Here is a 23,787-nt window from a genome sequence, read left to right as displayed (position 1 = left end):
GTTGACTACTGGCTATAAAAATACATGATCACACGATAAGGAATGTCTCATGGCAACTGATAATAAAGTACTTGATAAAGGCGGTGCCGTACGTGAAGGTGAAGAGCTTGATGCTACAGCAGTGAGCGAATGGCTTCGCAGTCAGGGTGTCGATGTCGTAGGCGAGCCTAAAGTTACTCAGTTCTCTGGCGGAGCGTCAAACTGGACGTATCGATTACAATATGAAGGTGAAGGTAAAAACCAGGATCTTATCTTACGCCGTCCACCAAAAGGTACCAAAGCAAAATCTGCTCATGACATGGTACGTGAGCATACAGTTCAAAAGGCATTGAAAGACGCTTATCCTTATGTACCTGAAATGGTTGCATTATGCACTGATGAAGCTGTCATTGGTGCTGATTTCTATGTGATGGAGCGTATGGAAGGTATCATTCCTCGAGCCAACTTACCAAAAGGCGTTGAGCTGGACCCTGCCCAAACTCGTCTGCTTTGTACCAATGTTTTAGATGCGTTGGTAGAGCTACACCAGATAGACTATACAGAGCATCCTGATTTGGTCGATTTAGGACGCGGTGATGGTTATTGCGAGCGCCAAATTAGTGGCTGGGATAAACGTTACGTCAAAGCAAAAACACCTAACGTACCGAGCTTTGCATTGGTCAGACAGTGGCTTAAAAAACACACACCTGCGGATAGCAAAACGTGCATTATTCACAATGACTGGCGTTTTGACAATGTCATACTCGATGCGGATGAGCCGACCAAGGTGATTGGTGTACTCGATTGGGAGATGGCAACCCTTGGTGACCCATTAATGGATTTGGGTAGTGCATTGGCCTACTGGATTGAAGAAGATGACAATATTGTTATGCAGCAGTTCCGTCGCCAGCCAACTCACTTAGAAGGCATGATGACGCGTGATGAAGTGGTTGCTTATTATCTAGAAAAATCTGGACTCAAGATAGATAACTGGACCTTTTATGAAGTATTCGGTCTATTCCGTCTATCAGGTATTATTCAGCAAATCTACTATCGCTACTATCACAAACAAACCACCAATCCAGCATTCAAAAATGCATGGCTTGCTATACACGTCATGCACGCCAAATGTCTCAAACTGATTGCGCAATATGAAGGCGAAGCGCTGTTCAATACACACGTTCAGCCGCATTTAGAAGACAGAGGGGTAGACGCTGCTACCATCGAGCAGCTGCCAAGCCCTGTACAGAAGGTTGTTAAAAGTATTTTACCAAAGGGGTATTTTGCAAAATCATCTCACACTCCTGAATAAACTGTACTTTGGTAAATATGATAAAAGGTAGTAAGTTATGACAACCATACTTTTAGCCCGTCACGGCCAGGCTTCTTTTGGTCAAGAAAACTACGATCAACTCTCAGAGTTAGGTAGTATTCAAGCAAAAATGCTAGGTCAGCACTACGCCGCAACGCAGCGCCGTATAGATGCAATATTCACTGGTAATTTGGTTCGCCAGCAAGATTCAGCACGCCATTTTTGGGAGGGCTATCAGCCCTTTGTTTGTACCAATAATGGCGATGGAAAACCTACGATGCCAGCAATCGATTTTGATCAGCCCAATAGCTATATCGTGCCACAATTCGATGAGTTTAATCACAAGGACGTCTTTATTAAGTCAACTGACGGACTCAGTAATCGAGCCGATATCTCAGCTGAAATTGCTAAAGCGGAATCACCAGCCACGCGACTGGCAGAATTATTCGATCAGGCAATGCAGCGCTGGCACGGTGGTAACAATGATCAAGATTATGTTGAAAGTTGGCCACAGTTTAATGAGCGTGCACAGCAAGCGCTTGAGCAAGTACGTGCAAAAATAGCAAATATGAGCTTAGATCAGGACAGCACAGTACTTGTATTTACGTCAGGCGGTGTTATTGCTGCAATCACTGCGCAGTTGTTACGTCAAGGTAGCCAGACAGCCTACCAGTTAAATAAAAGCTTGGTTAATACAGGTGTGACCTCGATCACTCTAAAAAAACAGAGTACTCGCTTGCTGTCTTTAAATGAATATAGCCATTTATTCTCTGAAGGCAAGCCGTTTGTGACATGGCGATAAACTTGTTAGTGATACGGCGTTGTGTATATCTAAAGGAAGTACATTGTTTGTGCGTGAAGTACACCGTCTGTACTGATAAGATGCACTGATACAAGCGGACATGACGTTAACGCTATTCATTACTGATATTCAAAGGACTGTATATGCAAAATAAATTGATAAATTTGGTTGCCAAAAGTGCCCGCAATAGTAAAAACCAGTTAGTCGGTGCGGTTCAACCTGCACGTTACTTAAAAGGTCTGAACAGGCAGCAAGTAGGCAAGGGTAAAACGGTACTTATCACAGGGGCAAGCTCAGGTTTAGGCGAGGGGATGGCGAGACTTTTTGCCAAATTAGGGTATAACCTGGCAATATGTGCGCGCCGTACGGATCGTTTAGAGCAGCTAAAGTCAGAGCTAACGGCGCAATACCCTGATATCCGTATTGAGTATCGTGCTTTAGATGTCAGTGACTACGATGCGATTTTCCAAGTATTTGCGGCTTTTACAGAGGACTTCGGTAGTATTGAGCGCGTAGTAGTCAATGCTGGTATTGGTGACAGTCGCCGAATTGGTCAAGGGCATTTCGAGACCAATCGCCGTACTGCAGATATCAACTTTGTAGCAGCATTGGCACAGTGTGAAGCGGCAATGAGCATCTTTCGTGCCCAAAACAGTGGACAATTAGTAGTGATATCAAGTATGTCAGCCATGCGCGGACTGCCTAGACATCTAACTACCTATGGCGCGAGCAAGGCTGGCTTGGCTCACTTAGCAGAAGGTATTCGCGCGGATATGCTATTGACTAAATTGCCCATCAAAGTATCTACTATCTATCCAGGGTATATCCGTACAGAGATCAACGAGGGCTCCAAGCCATTGCCATTCGAGGTCGATGCAGATACTGGTACCAAAGCGATTGTGGCAGCGATTGAAGCGGAAGTAGATGAAGCCTGTGTACCAAGTCTACCGTGGTCAATGGTCAGTCATGCGATGAAACATTTGCCGTTGCAAGTAATGAGTAAATTAAGCTAATAGAGTAAAATGGCAAAATATTAGATATGAGACACAAAACAGCCCACTATCATAATAGTGGGCTGTTTTGTGTTTATCCAAAAATCATAGTATGAGTACTATAGTGTTTGTGGGTTGTCTGCAATATGCTGCTCACGCAGCTTTTGACGTAGTACTTTACCCACATTGCTTTTTGGTAGTTCACTGACAAACTCAATATGACGCGGGCATTTGTAACCGGTCAAATTATCCAACGCAAACTCTTTAATGTCCTCTTTAGTGACATTGTTGTCTGCAGGTACGATATAGATTTTGACGGCTTCACCTTGATGATCATCAGGAATGCCAATGACAGCACAGTCGACAATACCGTCGCAATCAAGCATGACCGCTTCAATCTCATTAGGGAACACGTTGAACCCTGATACTAGAATCATGTCTTTTTTGCGATCCAGCAAGGTGATATAGCCTTTTTCGTCCATGCTAATGATATCGCCAGTACGGAAATAACCATCGCTGGTGAAGTCGTTCGTATTGTCTTTGTTGAAATAACCGGAAGTAATGTTAGGACCTTTGATGCACATCTCACCAGCTTGATTCAATCCAACACGTTTGCCGTTATCATCAACTACGATGATGTCAACGCTCGGAACTGGTATACCGATTGTACCGTTGAACTTGCGATCAGTAATGACATTGGCGGTACCAGCTGCAACACCTTCAGTCATACCCCAACCTTCAACCATCGGGCAGCCAGTCACTTCTAACCAGCGTGCTGCCGTTTGTTCTGTTGCTGCCATACCACCGGCTTGCGTGATACGCAATGAGCTAAAGTCCAAATCTTTGAAATTTGGCTGATCAAGCAAACCTTTAAACAAGGTGTTTACAGCAGGGAAAATATGGAACGGTTGTTTTGATAACGTTTTGATAAACCCTGGCATATCACGTGGGTTAGGTATCAGCACAAAGGTATAACCTGAACGCATACCAAGCAGGCTAAGCATGAATGCAAAAATATGATATAGCGGCAATGCCATTACCATATTGATATATACCTCGTTGATATCCGAGGTAACAGGACGATACCATGCTTCTGATTGCATAGCAGCAGCGACGACGTTACGCTGAGTCAGCACGGCACCTTTAGATAACCCTGTTGTTCCACCAGTATATTGCAAAATAGCTTTCTGCTGCATGGTGGCTTTAGGTGCTTGAATAGGGAGGTTCTTACCTTTCTTAAGCACTTCAGGAAATTTGGTAACATGGTACTTAGGATCGTTAAGGTTGTATTTAGGTACTAAGCGTTTCACCTGACGGATAACGGTATTTACCAAAATACCTTTCAAGCCCATCATATCGCCCATTTTTGAGAGGACAATACGCTTGATATTAGTCTCTTCAATGACTTGCTCTAGCGCTTGAGCGAAGTTGTCGACGACAAAAATAACCTGAGCACCAGAGTCGTTTAATTGATGACGCAGCTCACGGCCAGTATATAAGGGGTTGACAGGGGTGCAAACGTAACCTGCGCGTAAGATGCCAATCATAGTTGGTAGATACTGTGGTACGTTTGGCATCATAAGTGCCACAACGCTGCCTTTAGGTAGGCCTTGAGCTTGTAACCATGCCGCCACTGCAAGTGATGCCTTATCAACGTCACCATAAGTATGAGTAACACCCATACAAATAGTCATAGGATGCATACGAAAACGGTTAAAGCACTCTTCATATAGCTCTATGAGGCTTTCATATTGGTCAGGATTAATAGTCTTGGGTACATTGTCTGGGTATTGAGCAAGCCAAGGTTTATCTACTGTCATGCCTAGCGTCCTTAAATTAAGATAAGCTAAGGTTCTATAGAGAAGTAGTCACATCCATGTCAACAATATAAGTCACTGCCTTATAAGCAGTGCATTGTCGAGTGCTATCCTATTTTTCACATACAGCTAAAATACAGAGGCCTTTATAAAGTTTTATTTAACTACTAAGAGTAAGCCGTTCGAATAGCAGACATCTGAGTAGATTAAACGACTGGTTACTGATTCTACAATCAAAACATTCATTTAGAGCAGTAGCAATAATGTGTCTTATATTTAGCTTAGAAACAAATTGAATCGATAGAAAGCATAGTGACACATTGCGGCATTACATTAACACAACTACAACTAATTTTGTTATTGCTATACAAGAACTTAATAGTTTATATTTAAGTTTGATATAACAAAAAAAATATGTTGCAAGCTAAAAAAGATAAGTGGTTATTTTAAATGGATAAAATTATTGATGAGATCTGAAAGCCTAAAAATTGATACGAGTCAAAAATCAACAGCATCGTAAAACTAACAGAGCAGTTACAGCATTATAAATTCTTGTATATAAAAAATCACTACAAAAAAGCCCCGTATTTAATGTGGGGCTTTTTTTCTGAAATCATGAATTAATATAAAATGATGTTCGGGATCAATATAGACCACTTATAGCTGAGGGTGCTCAGCATTATGTTTTTCACGTAGTTTTTGACGTAGTACTTTACCGACATTACTTTTCGGCAATTCGCTGACAAACTCAATATGACGCGGACATTTATAGCCAGTTAGGTTGTCTAGTGCAAAATCTTTGATAATTTCTTTAGTCACATTGTTGTCTTCAGGAACCACGTATATTTTGACAGCCTCACCCTGATGGCTATCAGGAATACCGATTACTGCACAGTCAAGGATACCATCACAGTCGAGCATGACAGATTCGATCTCATTTGGGAACACATTAAATCCTGATACCAAGATCATGTCCTTTTTACGATCTAATAGTTTGATATAGCCCTTATCATCCATACTAACGATGTCTCCAGTACGGAAGTAACCGTCACTAGTAAAATCACCACTACTATCTCGGTTTAGATATCCAGAAGTTACATTAGGTCCTTTGATACATAATTCGCCGCCTTCGTTCAGTTTTACCTGATTGCCTTCTTCGTCGATAATGATGACATCTACGCCAGGGGCAGGCACGCCAATGGTGCCATTAAACTCACGGTTTGTAATCACGTTCGCTGTGCCGACAGCAACACCTTCCGTCATACCCCAACCTTCAATCATTGCGCAGCCAGTCACCTCTAGCCAACGTTTGGCAGTTTGCTCGGTTGCAGCCATGCCGCCAGCCTGTGAAATACGAAGCGAGCTAAAGTTTAAGTCTTTAAAGTTTGGATTATCTAATAGCCCTTTAAAGAGAGTGTTGACGGCGGGGAAGATATGGAACGGTTGTTTTGATAAGGTTTTGACGAACCCAGGAATATCACGCGGATTGGGTACCAATACGAAAGTATAACCTGAGCGCATACCCAGTAGACTAAGCATAAAAGCAAAAATATGATACAGCGGTAGCGCCATAACCATATTAATATATACCTCATTGATCTCCGAGGTGATAGGTCGTGTCCATGCTTCTGATTGCATTGCCGCTGCCACAACATTGCGCTGCGATAAAATAGCACCTTTAGAGAGCCCTGTGGTACCACCTGTATATTGTAAGAATGCTTTTTGGTCTAAAGACATTTTTGGCTGCTGGAAAGGTAGGTTTTTACCTTTCTTCAATACGTCAGGAAATTTGGTGACATGATATTTAGGGTCGTTGAGGTTGTACTTAGGAACTAAGCGTTTGACCTGACGGATAATGGTATTCACTAAAATACCTTTTAAACCCATCATATCGCCCATTTTCGATAAGATAATACGTTTGATAGAGGTCTCTTCGATGACTTGCTCAAGCGCTTGTGCAAAATTATCGACCACAAATATTGCTTGTGCACCAGAGTCATTAAGCTGATGTCGTAGCTCTCTTCCAGTATATAGCGGGTTGACAGGGGTACAAATGTAACCTGCACGCAAAATTCCGATCATGGTTGGTAAGTATTGGGGTACGTTTGGCATCATAAGTGCCACGACACTACCTTTAGGTAAACCTTGCTCTTGTAGCCATGCTGCTACTGCCAGTGATGCTTTGTCGACGTCATTATAGGTATGGGTCACACCCATGCAGATGCTCATCGGATGACCGCGAAACCGGTCAAAACATTCTTCGTACAGCTCCATAATGCTACTGTATCTATCAGGATCAATAGTTTTTGGTACACCTGCGGGATATTGAGAAAGCCAAGGTTTGTTCGGCATCATGGTCAGCGTCCTTGCAATTTAGGATGGGTTAAAGTGTTGTAAGAAAGCAGCCATCTGCACGTAAATATAACAAAACAGCAGTAACCTACTTTATCTTCTGCTGTGTTCGACAACGTCCTTGTCTATCGACTGGCTGCTCACTTGTGTTGCTGTTGTTCGATGCTTCTTAATTACCAAAGCAATTGGTTAATTAATTAAGTAACGTTGAACGAGTAGATAACCACCTAAGAGAAATTATAGATATTTCAGATAAGTATTATCTGCTCTTTGCAACTCAGGTATCAAAAAAACGATACATTTAAGCAATACATTAGCATGAATAGCGTTGAAAACAACAACAGAAAGCAAAACTGAGCAGTCTATACATAAAGCTAAAAAACTGAAAAATATGTGACGTACAAGTATTTGGTAGATATGAGAGGTGCTTTTTTTATCACAATGGATGTGTGAATAGGAAATGACTACTCTATAAATCGGCCTCACGATGAGATTTGTCATGGAGCCAGTACTACTCGACGATATCATAAACGCTTTAGAGCGGTGAAGTCTGATCGTTAATTCATAGAGAGGAGAGAAAGAGGAAGCTACTGGGGGAGCATAAATTGCTTGCGCTTATTAAAAAAGCGTCGATAAATCAATAAAGCACTGATAGTACAACCAAGCGTGCTACTTGCACAGATCAAAAACATAGTGACAATCTGATAGCGAACAGCCTGTGTAGGATCAGCACCTGCCAGTATCTGACCGGTCATCATACCTGGCAAGCTGACAATACCGACGACTAGCATAGAGTTCAGTGTTGGGGTCATACCATTGGTTATTGCTGCGCGTATCTGTTCATGTACCGCCTCAAATGGCTTCGCAGAAAGACTGAGCATCATCTCAATACGCCCTTGCTGCTCGTGAAAAGCTTCAATCAACTGGTTGCTGGTCAACGAGATAGCCGTCAAAGAATTGCCCAGTATCAAACCTAGTACAGGAATGATGAATTGCGGTGTATACCAAGGCTGAACCCCTAAAATAACCACAATAGCTATCGCTGTAACGAGTACAGCCGAGGTGCTCACTGCTAATAAGGTGTCAGTTAGCAAACCCTTATAGCTGCGTTTAACACGATTTGTTGCAGCACTGCCTGCAATAAGCGTCATGATGGTCAAAATCAGCAAAACTTCATACCATTGTTCACGTGCAAAAATCCACGCCAGGATCAGACCAATAAAGCTCAACTGTACGATGGTACGGACAGCCGCGATTAAGAGTGTCTTTGTCAGTTTTAAGCGCAGCTGCCATGACACCAAAAGCACGATAATAATTAGACCGCTGGCAAGAGCGATATCACCATAAGTTAGTAATACTTGCATGTCATCTGTACCAATCATAGGTGCTCATTATATTGTCAATCCACTATAAAAGCGTTACAGCGTTAACCTCGCTTGAAGTATGACATATATATCTGTACTCGGTTGTCTTGTAGCACTCTTAAATTGGATCAACTCTAGATATGAAAAAATAAACGAGTAAAAAAGTGGGGGCAAGGGGGATTAAACTGCTTATCTAGCGTTGGATAATTGTCTCAAGATATCTCAGTTAAGACACCCGCCTGCATTTGCCAATGTCTATTGGCCAGCGGCATGATGTCTTTAGTATCGTGAGTAACCCACAATAATGTGCGCTGTTTATTAACCTGTAACCAGCTCATCAGCAGAGTTACCAATTGTGCTGATGTATCAATATCCAGTGCAGCTGTTGGTTCATCTAGTAATAACACTCTTGGATTCAGTTGTAATAGACGCAACGTATTGACGAGTTGACGCTCACCACCAGATAGATGATAGGCCTCTTGCTGCAAAAACTCTGCATTTTTATTGAGCGTCTCAAGCTGGGCAACATGCCAGTCGATATCAAAGCTTTGAGACTGATGTGCTTGTAGTTGATAAGGCATCTTTAGGTTATCAAGGACACGGCCTTCCATCAGTTGCGGGTGCTGAGCAAGTAAAGCAACTTGTTTGCGCCATTCTGTAGGCTCAATGACTTCAATACTGTCACTGTTACAAGACGCGCTGCTACTCTGTAAGAGAATATCACCAGCACTCATTGGCAGTAACCCTGCAAGCACACGTAACAATACGGATTTCCCACTACCAGAAGCCCCTGTCAAAACAGTTATTTGACCTGAATGTAGCTCGCCACTTGCGCAACTGATTAGTGCGCTGTTATGAGTCGACCGGTCATCGGGCGTCGTATTGTTCTTTAGCTTATCTGACCAGTTCTGATATATTTTTTGCAGAGCAGAAGCATTTGCTCGTGTGTCTGTTATAGCTTTATTGTCAGACATGCTGACTGCTCGTCTGCCATATACCCAGAGATGTTCAAATGTAAGTAAGGGCTTACTAGTATCTATACTCATAAAGTGCTATTGGTATCCACCCGTTTGCGCGCTAATCGCTTGCCCAATACTATCGCGCAGTTGTTTTGGTACACGAATAGGGCGCATTGGGGTTGTATTCACTGTCGTGTTAGTTTTGTCATTGTCTGTTTGCTCATTGGCCATTGGCTCTGGTTTGACAAGATTCTGTACACAGGCGATGACGATCTTGGTGCTGCTTAATAGCTGACTACTGGTTGTTTTGGCAGTGTCATCATCAGATAGGGTTCGATGAATGCTTTGATAAAATATCATGCTGGCAGGTTTTAGCTCTACTTTATCGATGCGGACACTGATGATTTCATCTAAGAGAATGGCTCTTTTGTATTGTAAATCTGCCTGACTCACAACAAAATGCTGTACATCGCCATCGTCAGTCTGCAAAAAATAACCATTAAGACCCAGCTTGGTAAACCAATCGCGGCGACAGTTTTCAAAAAATACTAGGTGGTTGGCGTGATAAACTATACCGCCAGCATCAGTGTGGTTGATGTAGACGTTATAGTCTTTAGCAAATAGTGGTTCGATATTGTTATTAGGGGCTGTGTTATTAAGGGCGGCATTTTTATTTTTTTGATCAGTCATTGTCATAATAGTGCTCAGTATTCTAATAAGTATTGTTTGATGAAGACGCTATATATGCTTGTGCCGATAAAGAAACGTCTATTATATTTATAATAAGAGCTACTCTAGCTCAAGATATAAGGCCATGCAACTGCTCGAGCAGACGAGGTCTGTTATCATAGACATTTATAGCGCATTCGTTTTTATTAGCATCGTATTTTAACCAATCAGTATAGGACATTTTATGACCCGTTTTGTCAGTTTTAATATCAATGGTATCCGTGCTCGCCAGCATCAGCTTGAGGCGGTGCGTGAAGTAATCGATCCTGATGTCATGGGTCTACAAGAGACCAAAGTCCATGATGATCAGTTTCCACTTGATAATATAGAAGGCTTGGGCTATCACGTAGAGTATTTTGGGCAAAAAGGACATTATGGTGTGGCACTACTATCGAAAACTGCCCCTATATTTGTACAAAAAGGTTTTCCTGGTGAAGATGTAGAGGCGCAAAAGCGTTTTATCCATGCGCGCTATGAGATCGAAGGACGTGAGATAGATGTGCTCAATGGCTATTTTCCACAAGGAGAGAGTCAAGATCATCCGACCAAGTTTCCAATGAAGCGCGCTTATTATACCAATTTGATGGCTTATATTGATACGCTAAAGGCAGAAGGTCGCTCACTCATTGTGATGGGTGATATGAACATTGCACCAGAAGACACCGATATTGGTATCGGTGAGGTTAATGCAAAGCGCTGGCTGAAAAATAGAAAGACCTCGTTCTTGCCAGAAGAGCGTGAGTGGTATTCAGCATTGATGTCACGTGAATTGACTGATACGTATCGTTTGCATTATCCCGAAAGCACAGAGTTATATAGCTGGTTTGACTATCGCAGTCGCGGCTTCAATGATGAGCCTAAGCGCGGGTTACGTATCGACCATATTTTATGCACATCTGATCTTATCAGTGAATGTATCGATGCTGGAATCAGCTATGAGCTACGCGCTATGGAAAAGCCCTCTGACCATGCACCAATTTGGTCAGCATTTGATCTGAAAAAACCGTAATATCCCTATGGTGTTTATTATATTACCCTCAAAAACAACGACAACAATTAAAAAGTAAGGATTTTATTATGGCTGTTGGAAACGTAGCAGTACCTGATACCATCTACCCGATTGACGGCATTAGACTCAGTGCGACCGCAGCAGGCGTGCGCTACAAAAACCGTGATGATTTGGTTGTCATAGAAATTGCGGAACAAGCGACCACGGCAGTTGTCACGACCAAAAATACATTCTGTGCTGCACCTGTACGCATATTACGTGAGCACTTTGCCAAGACCAGTCCTCGTTATTTAGTCACTAATACTGGTAATGCGAATGCAGGTACAGGCGCTGATGGCAAACGCCGCGCCGTTGACATCTGTACAGCCTTAGCTGATAAAGCAGGCGTAGATACTCATGCGATATTGCCGTTTTCTACTGGTGTGATTGGCGAGCCGTTAAATAGTGATGCAGTCATTGCAGGTCTAGATGATGCGTTGGCAACTTTAGCTGATGATAGCTGGCTGGCTGCCGCTAATGGTATTCGAACGACAGATACTATTCCTAAACTTACTAGCCAAAATATTGAGGTGTCAGGTACCAGTTATCATATCACTGGTATGTCAAAAGGCTCAGGCATGATACGCCCAAATATGGCAACCATGCTCGGCTACGTAGCAACGGATGCCAATATTGCCGCTGACTTATTGCAAGAGATGTTGAGCGCTATTAATGAGCAGTCTTTTAATCGCATTACCGTCGATGGCGATACCTCAACCAATGACTGCTGTGTATTGATTGCAACAGGGGCTGCCAGCTCAGATGTTATTGATAGTCCAGCACATCCGCATTATCAGCCCATCTTTGACGCATTGACCCAAGTCTTTGTGCGTCTGGCACAGTTAATTGTACGTGATGGTGAGGGCGCGACTAAGTTCATGACGGTCAAGGTTACTGGCGGTCAGATCACACAAGAGTGCTGCGATGTGGCTTACGCAGTGGCGCATTCGCCGCTAGTAAAAACCGCCTTTTTTGCAAGTGATGCAAACTGGGGGCGTATCCTAGCAGCAGTTGGCTATGCGGGTATCGACGACCTAGACACTGAGCAAGTTGATGTGTATTTAGATGAGGTCATGATTTGCCAAAATGGTGGTGTTGCGCCGAGCTATACGGAAGAGGCGGGTAAAGCTGTCATGAGCCGCGCTGAGATTACTATTCATATTGATCTTGCTCGTGGTGAAGCTAGCGACACAGTCTATACCTGTGATTTGTCTTACGACTATGTCAAGATCAATGCTGATTATCGTAGCTAACAACTCTAACCTAAAATAATTCTCGAATACGTTAAAAGAAGGCCAAAGCAGGACTTGCTTTGGCCTTTTTAGTTTTTAATCCTTTTTGCATTCTAATGTAGGCCGAGTATCAAAACACTCTGTTATTTAATACGTACTATTAACATGAGTTGCAAAAGCTGACGTTAGTTTACAAAGCAGTCATAGAGAGTAGGTCGGTTTGCAGCATATACTTGCCTAAGTAAATAAATGGCACTGTTTATAAGATACTTATAATATCGATAATAAAAAGAGACTTTTTGAAAAAGTATACTTGGATCGTTATCGCTTAATTAGCAATATAACTGCCATAGAAAAACAGTTTCAATAATAAATCTAGATACATAATATTAGACACACAATAAATAATTATTACCACTCACTTGAGGAACATACAATGAAAAAACTAGCACTCGCAGCATTGATGACAACTTTCGCCCTTTCTGGTTGCTCTACTATGAGCATGGATGACGAGCGCACAATGGTTGTTGAAGGGCAGCCTATGAATGTAAAAGTGGTTAATATCCCAAGTTTCGAAGTTGAGATCGCACCGCGCAAAGCAGTTTGTGATCTGACTGCAACAGATGGCAGCATGGTAGAGTCACAGTGCTTACAGTATCGTCAAACCTATCAGAAAAACTACACGACTCTAAATGGTAACATCCAAGGCTTTACTTATGAGCCAAACTATCGTTATGTTCTAGATGTACGCCAAGAAGCAGTCGCTGCTGAAGGATCGAACATGGTGCAGCCTGTTTGGATTCTAAACGAAGTGGTTTCAAAAACTGCTGAGTAATCCTAATACTTAACGTCATGATTTAGTTTTATGAACTTGATGTCATGATGCTATTCATAAAAAAGACCTCTAATTTTTTAGAGGTCTTTTTTGTTGTTAGTACGGTATCTTTTTTTAGTTATTATCTACTATTAGCACAACCAATAACTTAGATTAGCATTGACTGTAGTTAACACTAACACCGCGAGTAGCAGTAGGAATTCTGTTATCAGCGTAAACAGCAAGCCCACCACGTGCAGTCTCTTTATATTTATCAGACATATCTGCGCCTGTCTGCTTCATGGTTTCTATGGCCTTGTCCAAAGAGACAAAGTGCTGACCATTTCCTCTACAAGCTAGGCGTGCAGCATTAATCGCCTTGACCGCACCCATCGCATTACGCTCGATACAAGGTACTTGTACCAGACCACCAATAGGATCACAGGTTAGGCCTAGGTTGTGTTCAATACCGATTTCGGCGGCGTTTAAGCATTTGGCTGGTGTGCCGTCCATGATCTCTGCTAATGCTGATCCTGCCATCGCACAAGCAGAGCCCACTTCACCTTGACAGCCGACCTCGGCACCAGATATAGATGCATTTTGTTTGATTAGACTACCGATAGCAGTGGCGTTCAGCAAGAACTTACGAACGCCGTCTTGGCTATAGTTGGGCAAAAAGTCACGGTAGTAGTGCAGTACGGCAGGAATAATACCTGCGGCGCCGTTGGTTGGTGCTGTCACGACCTTACCGCCATTGGCGTTTTCTTCATTGACGGCAAGTGCGTATAAGTCTACCCAATCCATAGCGGCGAGTTTATCCGTTTTGGTGATAGGCTGATCTTTTTCAGCGCACAGTTGTACGTGCAAATCTTGTGCACGGCGCTTGACATCTAAGCCACCTGGCAAGATACCACCATTTTCACAGCCTTGCTTTACACAGTCTTGCATGACCTCCCAAATACTATCTAAGTAAGCAAATATCTCTGCTTTATCATGGAAGTGGCACTCATTTGCCAGTACCAATTCGCTAATACTCAAGTCATGCTGACGACATTGCTCTAGAAGTTCTGCTGCATTGTTGAACGGGTAAGGCACGCTATCGATGGTTGGGCTGGCGTGATCTTCGTCTGGGTCGGTAGCATCTTCTTCATTGATAACAAAGCCGCCCCCAATCGAATAGTAGGTCTGTTGATAGCGAGTGCCATCGTTTGATATGGCACGTAGTGTCAGTGCGTTGGGATGGTAGGGCAATACAGTATCATCGTACCAATGAATATCTTGCTCTGTATCAAAGGCAATGGTGTGAGTACCTGATATGTTCAATATTTTGTCAGAAAAAATAGGGGACAAGTAGCTGCTACTCATACGCGTATCAATAGTGCTTGGCGTATGACCTAGTAATCCTAGCAATATAGCCGTATCTGTGGCATGTCCTTTTCCTGTTGCCGCCAGCGAGCCATACAGCTCAATTTCTATCTTAGCAACGGCAGTCAATGCTATCTGTTTGGTTAATGAGTCCAAAAACAGGTTGGCGGCTACCATTGGCCCGACAGTATGTGAGCTTGATGGACCAATTCCGATTTTAAATAAATCAAAAACACTAATCATAATAAGTTACCGAAAAGTTTAAGAGCCTTAGCAATCCTCACGATTACATTGAGCGCTTTTATTGAGAATATAACAGACGGTTATCGCCCGCAGCCACCATTAACAGGGGCATGCGAGACACTGTCTATAAAAGGTTTAACACGAAAGAGTACAAGTGATGACTGAATAATAACTTTTATTTATTTTGAAACTCCGCTATCATGCTCGGAGTCAACGACTATGTAACATCCTGTAAGTAAATATCGCTACTGAGTATGCTAGCGTGCAAAAGGGCAAGTGTGTTTTTGATAATACTTTTCAGCCTTATGCAGCTATCAAGACTTGGCTATCATACCAAATAATACTTTTGGTTTGTCATATTACAACATAAATGAATGAATTAAGATGACATATTATTGATAGGGAACGTTAGGTTTCTTCGATTTAAATCATCTGTAACTTACGCGGTTTTGTTGGTCAGTCTATCAACCTCATTCAGTTTTTAGCTCATTAGTTATTTTAGCCTATTACTTTAGCTCAGCTCACATAGGACAAGCGCGCATGCCATCACAAAAAGACCCATCATCAGCTCCAGAGAACAGCGCTCAAGATCAGTCAGCTCACAATGCATTAGAGGCTGCAGGTATTGATTCCGCAGCCATAAACTACCCACACAATCCAGATTTTGAAAATGGTCGCTGGTTTCCGACATGGCGAGCCTACAAAGGTAACTTAGACCGTGATCCAGTTGGTATTAATGAATATCTGCCACCATCAAAGAGTGTCTTGCTAGGGATACAGCATACGTTTGCAATGTTTGGTGCGACCGTACTTGCGCCATTATTGATGGGGTTTGATCCTAACCTAGCTATCTTGATGTCTGGTATCTGTACGGTGATGTTCTTTATGATCACTGGTGGACGTATGCCAAGTTACTTGGGATCGAGCTTTGCGTTTATTGGGCCCGTCATTGCGGTGACCGCTTATGCAGGGGCAGGGTTCAATGATAATTTGAATGTCGCGCTAGGCGGCATCATGGCTTGCGGTATTATTTATGCGTTAATTGGTTTGCTGGTGATGAAAACGGGTACAGGCTGGATTGAGCGTTTGATGCCGCCCATTGTTACTGGTGCCATCGTTATGATTATTGGTCTGAATTTGGCACCAGTGACCATTCAGGGTGTCTCTGCCAATCAGTTTGATGCTTGGATGGCCACGTTGACGGTATTACTCATTAGCAGTGTAGCGATATTTACGCGCGGCATGTTACGCCGTCTGTTATTACTGGTAGGTTTGGTGCTGTCCTATTTTGCTTATTTTGTCATGACCAATGTTTTAGGGTTTGGTACGCCAATTGATTTTAGTACGGTCGCCGCTGCCTCATGGTTGGGGTTACCCAGTATTCATACCCCAAGTTTTGAGATGAGTGCTATTATTTTAATTGCTCCTGTTGCCTTTATTTTGGTAGCTGAAAATTTAGGACATTTTAAGGCAGTAGAAGGTATGACTAAAGCTCGTGTCACCCCTTATATGGGTCGAGCGTTTTTGGCGGATGGTTTGGCCACGACTTTTTCGGCTGGATTTGGTGGTACAGGGGTAACCACTTATGCGGAAAATATTGGTGTGATGGCAGTTACCAAAGTATATAGCACAACAATATTTGTCGTTGCAGGTATCGTTGCAATTATACTGGGTCTATCACCGAAGTTTGGGGCGATTATCCAAACGATACCAGCCGCGTTGTTGGGCGGTGCGTCTATTGTGGTATTTGGTCTTATCACGGTGGCGGGGATAAAAATCTGGATAGACAGCAAGATCGACTTCAGTAAAAACAGCAACCTCATTATCGCGGCAGTGACCATAATCATGGGTACGGGAAACTTTAGCTTGCACTTAGGTGGTTTTGATTTGGGCGGTATTGGTACGGCTACCTTGGCTGCTATCGTATTAAATGCATTGTTTAACCAAAGCGCTGAGACTAAAGCAACTAAGCAATCATTGGCTAAATAATTAGACTATATAATAAGTCAATCTGAAATGCTTAAATAAGTAATACAGTCTATTATGCCAATAAAAAGCGCCCATACTATTGATAGTGTGGGCGCTTTTTATTGGCTGACCGCATTCAGTCAAAAACGCAGTTTTACTTATAGTCCCGCTTATAAAATTTTGAGAAAAACCCATAACGACGTAGTGCACGAGGCTTGGGTTTCAGTGATCCTAAATAAATGGCAAACATAGTCAATAAGGCGCCGCCCCATTGTAAGCTATTGATAGGTTTGTCCAGCCAACTGTAATCAATCACGAGAGCAGCGATAGGTTCAGTCAATAGTAATAATCCAGTCAGTGCCAGAGATAGCTTAGGAATCGAGTAGGCAATCAGACCCCATGCCAAGCACTGCATCACTGTGCCGTAGACAAGTACCCAGCCAATCTCAGACCATGTATTGGGCAATATATGACCGGTATCAAAGACAAACATCGGTATAATCATCGCTAAAACACCGCCAATACTGATCAGTTGCATCAGCATAAAGATCGGTACAGGCTCGGTATCGTGTGTCTTACGAATAAAGGTCATTGATGCGGCCAGCATCGCGCCTGAGACAATACCGGTGACAAAGCCCCAAGTAGCAGCTGTATTATGCGCAAACTCAGGACTGCCAATCATGGCCACGCCCAACATCGCCAAAAACAAACTGATGATCTGTACGATAGATTGGCGTTCATTGAAATATAAAAACCCGATTGCCGCCAAGAAAAAGATCTGTAAGCTGTTGAGTAGGGTCGAGATACCAGGACCAACGGCATAGATACTCTCGTGCCAAAGTGCCAAATCTAATCCCAAAAAGGCACCTGATAACAAACCATAAAAAATAGCACGCCTTGACTGAGGTATTCGTTGTCCCATTATTTTGGCTAAAAAGGCAAATACGACGCCTGATATGGCCAGTCGCCAAAACGACATCGCCCAGCCACCGATATCGACATGAGCGACAATCAGACTGCCCAAGCCAAAAATAATACAACCAATAACCAAGCCAATAGGGGCGGCGCGTGAAGAAGCAATTGCCATAAATCGTCCTTATATTATTATTTCAGTCGGCACATATGTCGGTTGACCAAAGGCATATTGTCGTGGTTTTAGGCGAGAAATGAAATGGTAAAACCAAAATTTATTTTAGTTTTAGAAAGATTACTACGATAGGTAGTGAAAGTGCTTAAATAAAGGGCAGATACAAAGTCAGACATTCACGAGCATTAATTTCCAAAAGTTCAAGTTTTTAAGAATTTATAAACTATTTGAGAGTTTATGCGCTATGTGGCGGTGTTGATATTTATACAACAGCGCTTATATAATCGAGTCACATCCTTACAGGAATGGCGTTGGCGTGCACATGACTATTTGTTAGTCTAATGCCTTATGATGTGGCTAGCGCTCAATGTGCTATACCAAACACTCTATACTATTTGCCTAGGTTTGCTCATGCTCCGACATTTTTTGTCAAATATACCGTCAAATGTAATTTCTAAATCTTCCCTAAGAATATCGCAGTTTAGCGTTGCTATTGGTGTTCTCTCTAGTGCTGTACTTTTGATACCAAGCGCACAAGCAGCCAGCTGTAAGCTTCCCAAAAGCTACTACAAAAATGTCTCCTGTACGGCTAGTAGTCGTTACTTTTTAGCAGAGAAAGACTTTGGTGCACCAGTGGCTTTGATTGATAGCAAGGGTAAAAGAGTTGTCGACTTATCACGCTATCAAAAAGTTGATGCCAATAAGATATCAGGCGGTCTACTACCTGTGCTACGCAACAGCCATGTCGGTTATCTCAATATGCAGGGCCGTGAGGTTATACCGGTAATGTACGATATGATCACAGGAAACCAAGGATGGGCGCGCCCAGTATCCGATGGGCGTATCGTGGTAAAAAAGGACGGCAACTATGGCGTTATTGACACGTCCAACAGTACCGTTGTCTCGTTTTCAGCGACAATCGATGAGATTGATGACTATCGTAATGGTGTGACGCGCGTCCGCAAAAACAGCACAACCAGCTGGTTGGACAAAAACGGCAATGCGACTAACGATCCAAACGCTCGGAGTAGCAGTCAGACAACTGAACAACCGACCACGTCTAGCAATACCAATGTATCATCATCACAATCGGAGCGACCCACACCTAGACCCTTTACGACGTTGCAACCCCGACAGCAAGATGGAAAGTGGGGTTTTGTAGATGATAGTGGCGTTACGATGATTACCTATTCATTCGATGAAGCCCGAGCATTTTCTGAGCAATTAGCTGGTGTACGTATTGGTAATGAGTGGGGGTTTGTGAATCTTGGCGGTGAGCTGGTGATTCCTTTTCGCTTTACCAATGATGGGGTATTGGCCAATGATAGCTACAAAGGCAAGCCGTCATTTTTATTCACGGATGGCAAAGCATGGATTGGTAACCTAAAAAATGGCAATAAGATGTGCATTGATAAAGAGGGTACTGCTATTAGCTGTGAGTAGAGCAGCGTCACGCTTAGCTTACATAGATAGCCAAAAAAAGAGTGTAAACCCTATCAGTGATTGATAAGGTTTACACTCTTTTTCACAACAGCTATTCGTCAGCTCTTTATCATAGACAAATGGTTATTTATCTGACAAGTGATTGCTGATCAAATCGACCATATAAGGCTGATAGTACTCTGGAATATCATGCGCCATGCCTTCGATCAGATGAAACGTAGCATTGGGAATGGTCTTGGCAACTACTCGGCCTTGTGATGCAGGTAGTAGCCCATCAGCGCTGCCGTGCAGTACGATAGTCGGTGCCTTGACTTGCTTACTGAAGCGACTGATAGAGCCTGATGCCAAGATCGCATTGAGCTGCTGTACAGTACCAAGGGGATGGAAGTTGCGTTGATAACGGATTTTGGCAATTTCGCGCACCATACGTACATTGACATGACCTGGCGTACCAACTGTCTTCATAAACCAAACGCTATGGCGTACGATATCACGCTCAGAGTGACTCTCTGGGCGATTGATGAGGGTATATAGCTGCTTGGGCTTTGGCGGTTTTAAAAAAGCACGATTGGTTGTGGTGAACATCAGTGCCATACGCTGAACCAAACTTGGGTAACGCGCGGCCACGATTTGTGCAATCATACCGCCCATAGAGGCCCCAAGCAGGTGCGTTCTACCGAGTTTTAGAACTTTAATCAGACGTGCGGTGTCCTCTGCCATATCAGTCAGGTTATAGGCAACCTGAGTGCTCTTATTTGACAGCCCCGTTTGTAGACGCATCATCATTTTGAGCTGGCTAATACGGGGCAGACCATCGATCTGAACTTTAGAGGACAGGCCGATATCACGATTATCAAAACGAATCACAAAAAAACCAGCATCAATAAAGCGTTTGATAAAATTATCCGGCCAAAATACCATTTGCGACCCCAACCCCATAATCATTAACAAAGGTGGATTGTTGGGGTTGCCGCCAGCTTCGATACATAGCTCAATACCATCACCAATATCAATCATCGCTTGGTAGAGGTGTTTGCTAAGATCGGAGTCTCGCCATTGGTGATCCCCAAACTTTTGCCATTCAGGCGCTGGATAAAAATCTGGCGTATTATCTAGATCTGTGTCTGAAGTTTCACGCAATTTGGCACTATTGATGTCATCTGATTTTGTCATGAAGTGTCCTAATTAGAGGGTCGTCTATTACAGCTCAAGCATCTCAAAATCAAGCTTGCCGACACCGCACTCAGGACACGTCCAGTCATCAGGGATATCTTCCCATTTGGTACCAGGTGCAATACCTTCTTCAGGGCAGCCAAGTGCTTCATCATATATCCAGCCGCAGACAATACATTCATAACGTTTCATAAATAGTCCTATCGATCATTGCTAGTGTTATAGTGCGTCATAAACACTCATGTGTAGCATCACAGTCATCATATTAGACTGCAAAAACGCACGTAGTTTAGCATATAACCGTTATTTTCATAGTTAAGTTTACACTTGTATATTGAGATGACTTGCCTTTTATCAAGGCTAGCATATGCTCTATTTTGCTGTAATGTAATACAATCTAAGGCGCCAGTCCGCAATACGAAAGCCAGTTATGCTATAATAATCGCCGCTAAATTCACAGAATTACCCGTTATTTAACGCTGATATACGATTAACCAATTAGTATAGAAGCCATACCCATTCATCATTCAAACCAGATAAACATATAAGTTAAGGGTTAACATGAGTATTAATGCCGCCGCCGCATCTGCCACTACCGAAAATGAGACGACTACCATGCTCAACACTGACCATCCGTTTTGGCAGATTATTCGCACAGTACCAGACTTTCCAAAACCTGGCATTGATTTTTATGATATTACCCCGTTACTGCGCAGTCATGTTGATGCTGTCATCGATGCACTACTTGATGCGTTACCAGAAGGTTTGATGGATGAAGTGGACTGTTTAGGCGCTGTTGAGGCACGCGGTTTTGTATTTGCCAGTATGTTGGCAGGCCGTTTGGGTAAAGGTATGATCTTGCTCCGTAAACCAGGCAAGCTGCCACCACCTGTTGCCAATAAGGCATACGCGCTTGAGTACGGTAAAGATACGCTTGAGATGCAAAACAATCTGCCACCTGAGCGTGTACTATTGGTCGATGATATTTTGGCGACTGGTGGTACGCTGACGACAGCGTATGAGCTGTGTCAATCAGCGGAGCATACGGTAGTAGGTGCATTGGTATTATTAGATTTAGTAGATCTGCATGGCGCGTTTCCAGTCCCCGTCTATACGGTACTAAAAGCCTAAAACCAATACTAAAAGACTAAGATCAATCGCAAGTCGTTGCTGTCAGCCACAAAAAAGCGCCCTGAAAATAATCAGGGCGCTTTTTTTATGATTGGTCTAATGTATTATGCTTCATCTTGTTCGTAGCTTTTGCAAGCGCGTTCAACCAGTGTGCGTCCGACTGTCTTTGGTGTCGTGACTTTAAAGTCTTTGGTGGTCAGTATGGGTTTTTCTGATTGCCATGACTTGATGACCTTATTGTCAGCGCCATAATTGACATAAGCTCTTTTGTAGTAACTGGCGTCTTTGCAAGAAATCAGGAGCTGCTGGTCACTATGGTGAATAGTTTTTTCTTTCACTGTATCTTTTTCTTTTTGCTTAGGATAGGTTCTTAGCATAGAGACAGTGATATTTTCGACCTCTTTTTCATCAATGATCTTGATGTCAGAGCTCTCAATAGAGTCCAAATCTAAACTAAAAACCGATCCAGAGCCGCTCTTGGACACTTCTACCCAATTGGCTGCATGGGCGCTAAACGCCAAAGCACTGCCTGCCAATAACATTGATAGCCGTTTCATACTTAAGCCTTGCTTCTTGTTATCTGAAGTCGCTCATGATAGCCAACTTACTGTGGGCAGGCAAATATCTTTTGTATGACACCAGTGTGAATCTTGTCTCTTTTATTACCCACGGATTGCAGTTAGTGCTTTGGCAAGTTCATCACGTGCACCAATAAAGCCATCGATACCTTTAGGTAATAAGTCTTGTGTGACTTTATCTTTTTGGTAGGCGGCGCTAAATTCCTCATGGGTTAAGCTGACTTGGGTCATTGCTTGTACGTCCATTGACATACTAGGCGATAGCTGGCGTGTCACCTCAGTGTCCATGGTTGCTAGCTCATCAATGAGATTGGGCGCAATGGTTAACAAATCACAGCCTGCTAATGCCAAAATTTGCTCAGTCGAACGGAAGCTGGCACCCATTACTTGCGTCTGGTAACCATGCTGTTTGTAGTATTGATAGATGAGCTTGACTGATTGTACGCCCATGTCATCAGAAGCGGGTACGTTTTGACGGTTCTGTTGGCGTTTTTGCCAGTCTAAGATACGTCCCACAAAAGGCGAGATTAGAGTTACGCCAGCATCTGCACAAGCGATAGCCTGATGTTGTCCAAATAACAGAGTCAAATTACAGTGAATACCTTGGGTCTCAAGATAGCGTGCTGCTTCAATGCCTTGCCACGTCGCTGCCATTTTTATCAAGACTCGCTCTGAGTTGACACCAGCTTTTTGATACGCGTCCATAAAGGCGAGTGCTTTATCTATAGTTGCCCCAGTATCGTAAGACAAACGCGCATCAACTTCGGTTGAAACCCGTCCTTCAATCAGCTCTAAAATATCACAGCCCACTTGAATGGTCAGTGCATCAATCACGGCATCAACGTCACCATTATGACGGCTCATCGTCTCTGATAGCATGCCTTGATTGTCAGGGTGAACCATAGCCTTGGTAATTAGACTTGGATTGGTAGTCGCATCGATAGGTTTTAAACGTGCAATGGCCGAAAGGTCACCAGTATCAGCAACAATGGTAGTCATGGTGCGTAGCTGTTGTAATGCGCTCATCAGGTATCCTTTTTTTTAGTAATGATATGATGCTCCTCTTATATATAGCAGGGTAGGGAGCTGAACTGAGACTGTAACACAGTTTTGAGCATGTGTTTGCCCAGAGTTGTGCTGTGCGACGCTGTTATGTGCCTTAACTGTGCTAATATTAATGGCTATTGGTGTATTTATGCGCATTTACGAATGGGCACTGACTCAAGTTTTTGTTATAGTAGAGCCGGCTATATGTCGAGCAGCTGTATTTGATGATGCATATAGTATCAGCAGTAAATGACGCTAATGCGTAACTGACTTTCGAATGACTCCATCATGGGGCTATACACAAATAACATTGTATATAATCATTGATATGTAAAGACAATCAAAGCGCCTA

General features: G+C 43.0%; 20 protein-coding genes. 9 read left to right on the top strand and 11 right to left on the bottom strand.

Annotation, left to right across the window (positions count from 1 at the left end):
* Window positions 1-49 precede the first annotated feature (49 nt).
* From ACTXGL_RS00310 to ACTXGL_RS00300, 3 genes are all read left to right on the top strand, one after another.
* Entirely contained in the window at window positions 50-1,291 is a 1,242-nt protein-coding gene (locus ACTXGL_RS00310) for a phosphotransferase family protein (protein ID WP_443524070.1), read from the top strand.
* A gap of 37 nt (window positions 1,292-1,328) precedes the next feature.
* On the top strand, window positions 1,329-2,093 hold the full coding sequence (locus ACTXGL_RS00305) for a histidine phosphatase family protein (RefSeq protein WP_443524068.1): 765 nt from the start codon (window positions 1,329-1,331) through the stop codon (window positions 2,091-2,093).
* 143 nt (window positions 2,094-2,236) lie between these two features.
* Complete coding sequence (locus ACTXGL_RS00300; RefSeq protein ID WP_443524067.1) at window positions 2,237-3,106, top strand: SDR family oxidoreductase; 870 nt, start codon at window positions 2,237-2,239, stop codon at window positions 3,104-3,106.
* Between the two features lie 98 nt (window positions 3,107-3,204).
* Here the strand turns inward: ACTXGL_RS00300 and ACTXGL_RS00295 are convergent, their stop codons facing one another.
* From ACTXGL_RS00295 to ACTXGL_RS00275, 5 genes are all read right to left on the bottom strand, one after another.
* The gene (locus ACTXGL_RS00295) at window positions 3,205-4,905 is read right to left on the bottom strand and encodes an AMP-binding protein (RefSeq protein WP_443524065.1); all 1,701 of its coding nucleotides are present in this window, start codon (window positions 4,903-4,905) and stop codon (window positions 3,205-3,207) included.
* A gap of 654 nt (window positions 4,906-5,559) precedes the next feature.
* Entirely contained in the window at window positions 5,560-7,257 is a 1,698-nt protein-coding gene (locus ACTXGL_RS00290) for an AMP-binding protein (protein WP_319050376.1), read from the bottom strand.
* 584 nt (window positions 7,258-7,841) lie between these two features.
* Window positions 7,842-8,636 carry an ABC transporter permease gene (locus tag ACTXGL_RS00285; RefSeq protein WP_443524064.1) on the bottom strand — a complete coding sequence of 265 codons (795 nt, stop codon included), beginning with the start codon at window positions 8,634-8,636 and terminating at the stop codon, window positions 7,842-7,844.
* A gap of 194 nt (window positions 8,637-8,830) precedes the next feature.
* On the bottom strand, window positions 8,831-9,592 hold the full coding sequence (locus ACTXGL_RS00280) for an ABC transporter ATP-binding protein (protein ID WP_443524063.1): 762 nt from the start codon (window positions 9,590-9,592) through the stop codon (window positions 8,831-8,833).
* Between the two features lie 78 nt (window positions 9,593-9,670).
* Window positions 9,671-10,273, bottom strand: coding sequence for a hotdog domain-containing protein (locus ACTXGL_RS00275; RefSeq protein WP_443524061.1), 603 nt, complete (start codon window positions 10,271-10,273; stop codon window positions 9,671-9,673).
* Window positions 10,274-10,490: 217 nt separating this feature from the next.
* Here ACTXGL_RS00275 and xthA point away from each other — a divergent pair, with 217 nt between their 5' ends.
* The 3 genes from xthA (at window position 10,491) to ACTXGL_RS00260 (ending at window position 13,421) form a co-directional block, all read left to right on the top strand.
* Entirely contained in the window at window positions 10,491-11,315 is an 825-nt protein-coding gene (gene xthA / locus ACTXGL_RS00270; protein WP_443524059.1) for an exodeoxyribonuclease III, read from the top strand.
* A gap of 68 nt (window positions 11,316-11,383) precedes the next feature.
* A complete protein-coding gene (gene argJ / locus ACTXGL_RS00265) occupies window positions 11,384-12,607 on the top strand; it encodes a bifunctional glutamate N-acetyltransferase/amino-acid acetyltransferase ArgJ (protein ID WP_443524057.1) in 1,224 nt (407 codons plus the stop codon).
* 415 nt (window positions 12,608-13,022) lie between these two features.
* Window positions 13,023-13,421: a DUF4377 domain-containing protein gene (locus tag ACTXGL_RS00260; RefSeq protein WP_443524055.1), complete on the top strand. Its 399-nt coding sequence runs from the start codon at window positions 13,023-13,025 to the stop codon at window positions 13,419-13,421.
* Between the two features lie 153 nt (window positions 13,422-13,574).
* On the opposite strand, the gene ACTXGL_RS00255 is transcribed toward ACTXGL_RS00260, so the two are convergent.
* Window positions 13,575-15,011, bottom strand: coding sequence for an L-serine ammonia-lyase (locus tag ACTXGL_RS00255; RefSeq protein WP_443524813.1), 1,437 nt, complete (start codon window positions 15,009-15,011; stop codon window positions 13,575-13,577).
* 537 nt (window positions 15,012-15,548) lie between these two features.
* On the opposite strand from ACTXGL_RS00255, the gene ACTXGL_RS00250 reads away from it, so the two are divergent.
* Complete coding sequence (locus ACTXGL_RS00250; RefSeq protein WP_443524053.1) at window positions 15,549-16,997, top strand: solute carrier family 23 protein; 1,449 nt, start codon at window positions 15,549-15,551, stop codon at window positions 16,995-16,997.
* 133 nt (window positions 16,998-17,130) lie between these two features.
* Here the strand turns inward: ACTXGL_RS00250 and ACTXGL_RS00245 are convergent, their stop codons facing one another.
* Window positions 17,131-18,063, bottom strand: coding sequence for a DMT family transporter (locus ACTXGL_RS00245; RefSeq protein WP_443524052.1), 933 nt, complete (start codon window positions 18,061-18,063; stop codon window positions 17,131-17,133).
* Window positions 18,064-18,474: 411 nt separating this feature from the next.
* On the opposite strand from ACTXGL_RS00245, the gene ACTXGL_RS00240 reads away from it, so the two are divergent.
* On the top strand, window positions 18,475-19,506 hold the full coding sequence (locus ACTXGL_RS00240) for a WG repeat-containing protein (RefSeq protein WP_443524051.1): 1,032 nt from the start codon (window positions 18,475-18,477) through the stop codon (window positions 19,504-19,506).
* Window positions 19,507-19,629: 123 nt separating this feature from the next.
* Here the strand turns inward: ACTXGL_RS00240 and ACTXGL_RS00235 are convergent, their stop codons facing one another.
* Both ACTXGL_RS00235 and ACTXGL_RS00230 read right to left on the bottom strand, forming a co-directional pair.
* A complete protein-coding gene (locus ACTXGL_RS00235) occupies window positions 19,630-20,679 on the bottom strand; it encodes an alpha/beta fold hydrolase (protein ID WP_319050386.1) in 1,050 nt (349 codons plus the stop codon).
* A gap of 27 nt (window positions 20,680-20,706) precedes the next feature.
* The gene (locus tag ACTXGL_RS00230; protein ID WP_057759803.1) at window positions 20,707-20,871 is read right to left on the bottom strand and encodes a rubredoxin; all 165 of its coding nucleotides are present in this window, start codon (window positions 20,869-20,871) and stop codon (window positions 20,707-20,709) included.
* Window positions 20,872-21,294: 423 nt separating this feature from the next.
* On the opposite strand from ACTXGL_RS00230, the gene ACTXGL_RS00225 reads away from it, so the two are divergent.
* Entirely contained in the window at window positions 21,295-21,810 is a 516-nt protein-coding gene (locus ACTXGL_RS00225) for an adenine phosphoribosyltransferase (RefSeq protein ID WP_443524811.1), read from the top strand.
* A 104-nt stretch (window positions 21,811-21,914) separates the two neighbouring features.
* Here the strand turns inward: ACTXGL_RS00225 and ACTXGL_RS00220 are convergent, their stop codons facing one another.
* The gene (locus ACTXGL_RS00220; protein WP_319050387.1) at window positions 21,915-22,367 is read right to left on the bottom strand and encodes a surface-adhesin E family protein; all 453 of its coding nucleotides are present in this window, start codon (window positions 22,365-22,367) and stop codon (window positions 21,915-21,917) included.
* 105 nt (window positions 22,368-22,472) lie between these two features.
* Window positions 22,473-23,414 carry a transaldolase gene (locus tag ACTXGL_RS00215; protein ID WP_319050388.1) on the bottom strand — a complete coding sequence of 314 codons (942 nt, stop codon included), beginning with the start codon at window positions 23,412-23,414 and terminating at the stop codon, window positions 22,473-22,475.
* Between the last annotated feature and the right edge of the window lie 373 nt (window positions 23,415-23,787).

The organism is Psychrobacter sp. T6-6 (assembly GCF_052258185.1).
Lineage (GTDB): Bacteria > Pseudomonadota > Gammaproteobacteria > Pseudomonadales > Moraxellaceae > Psychrobacter.
Note: the sequence above shows the minus strand (reverse complement) of the source record. Positions and strands in the feature narration are given on the sequence as shown.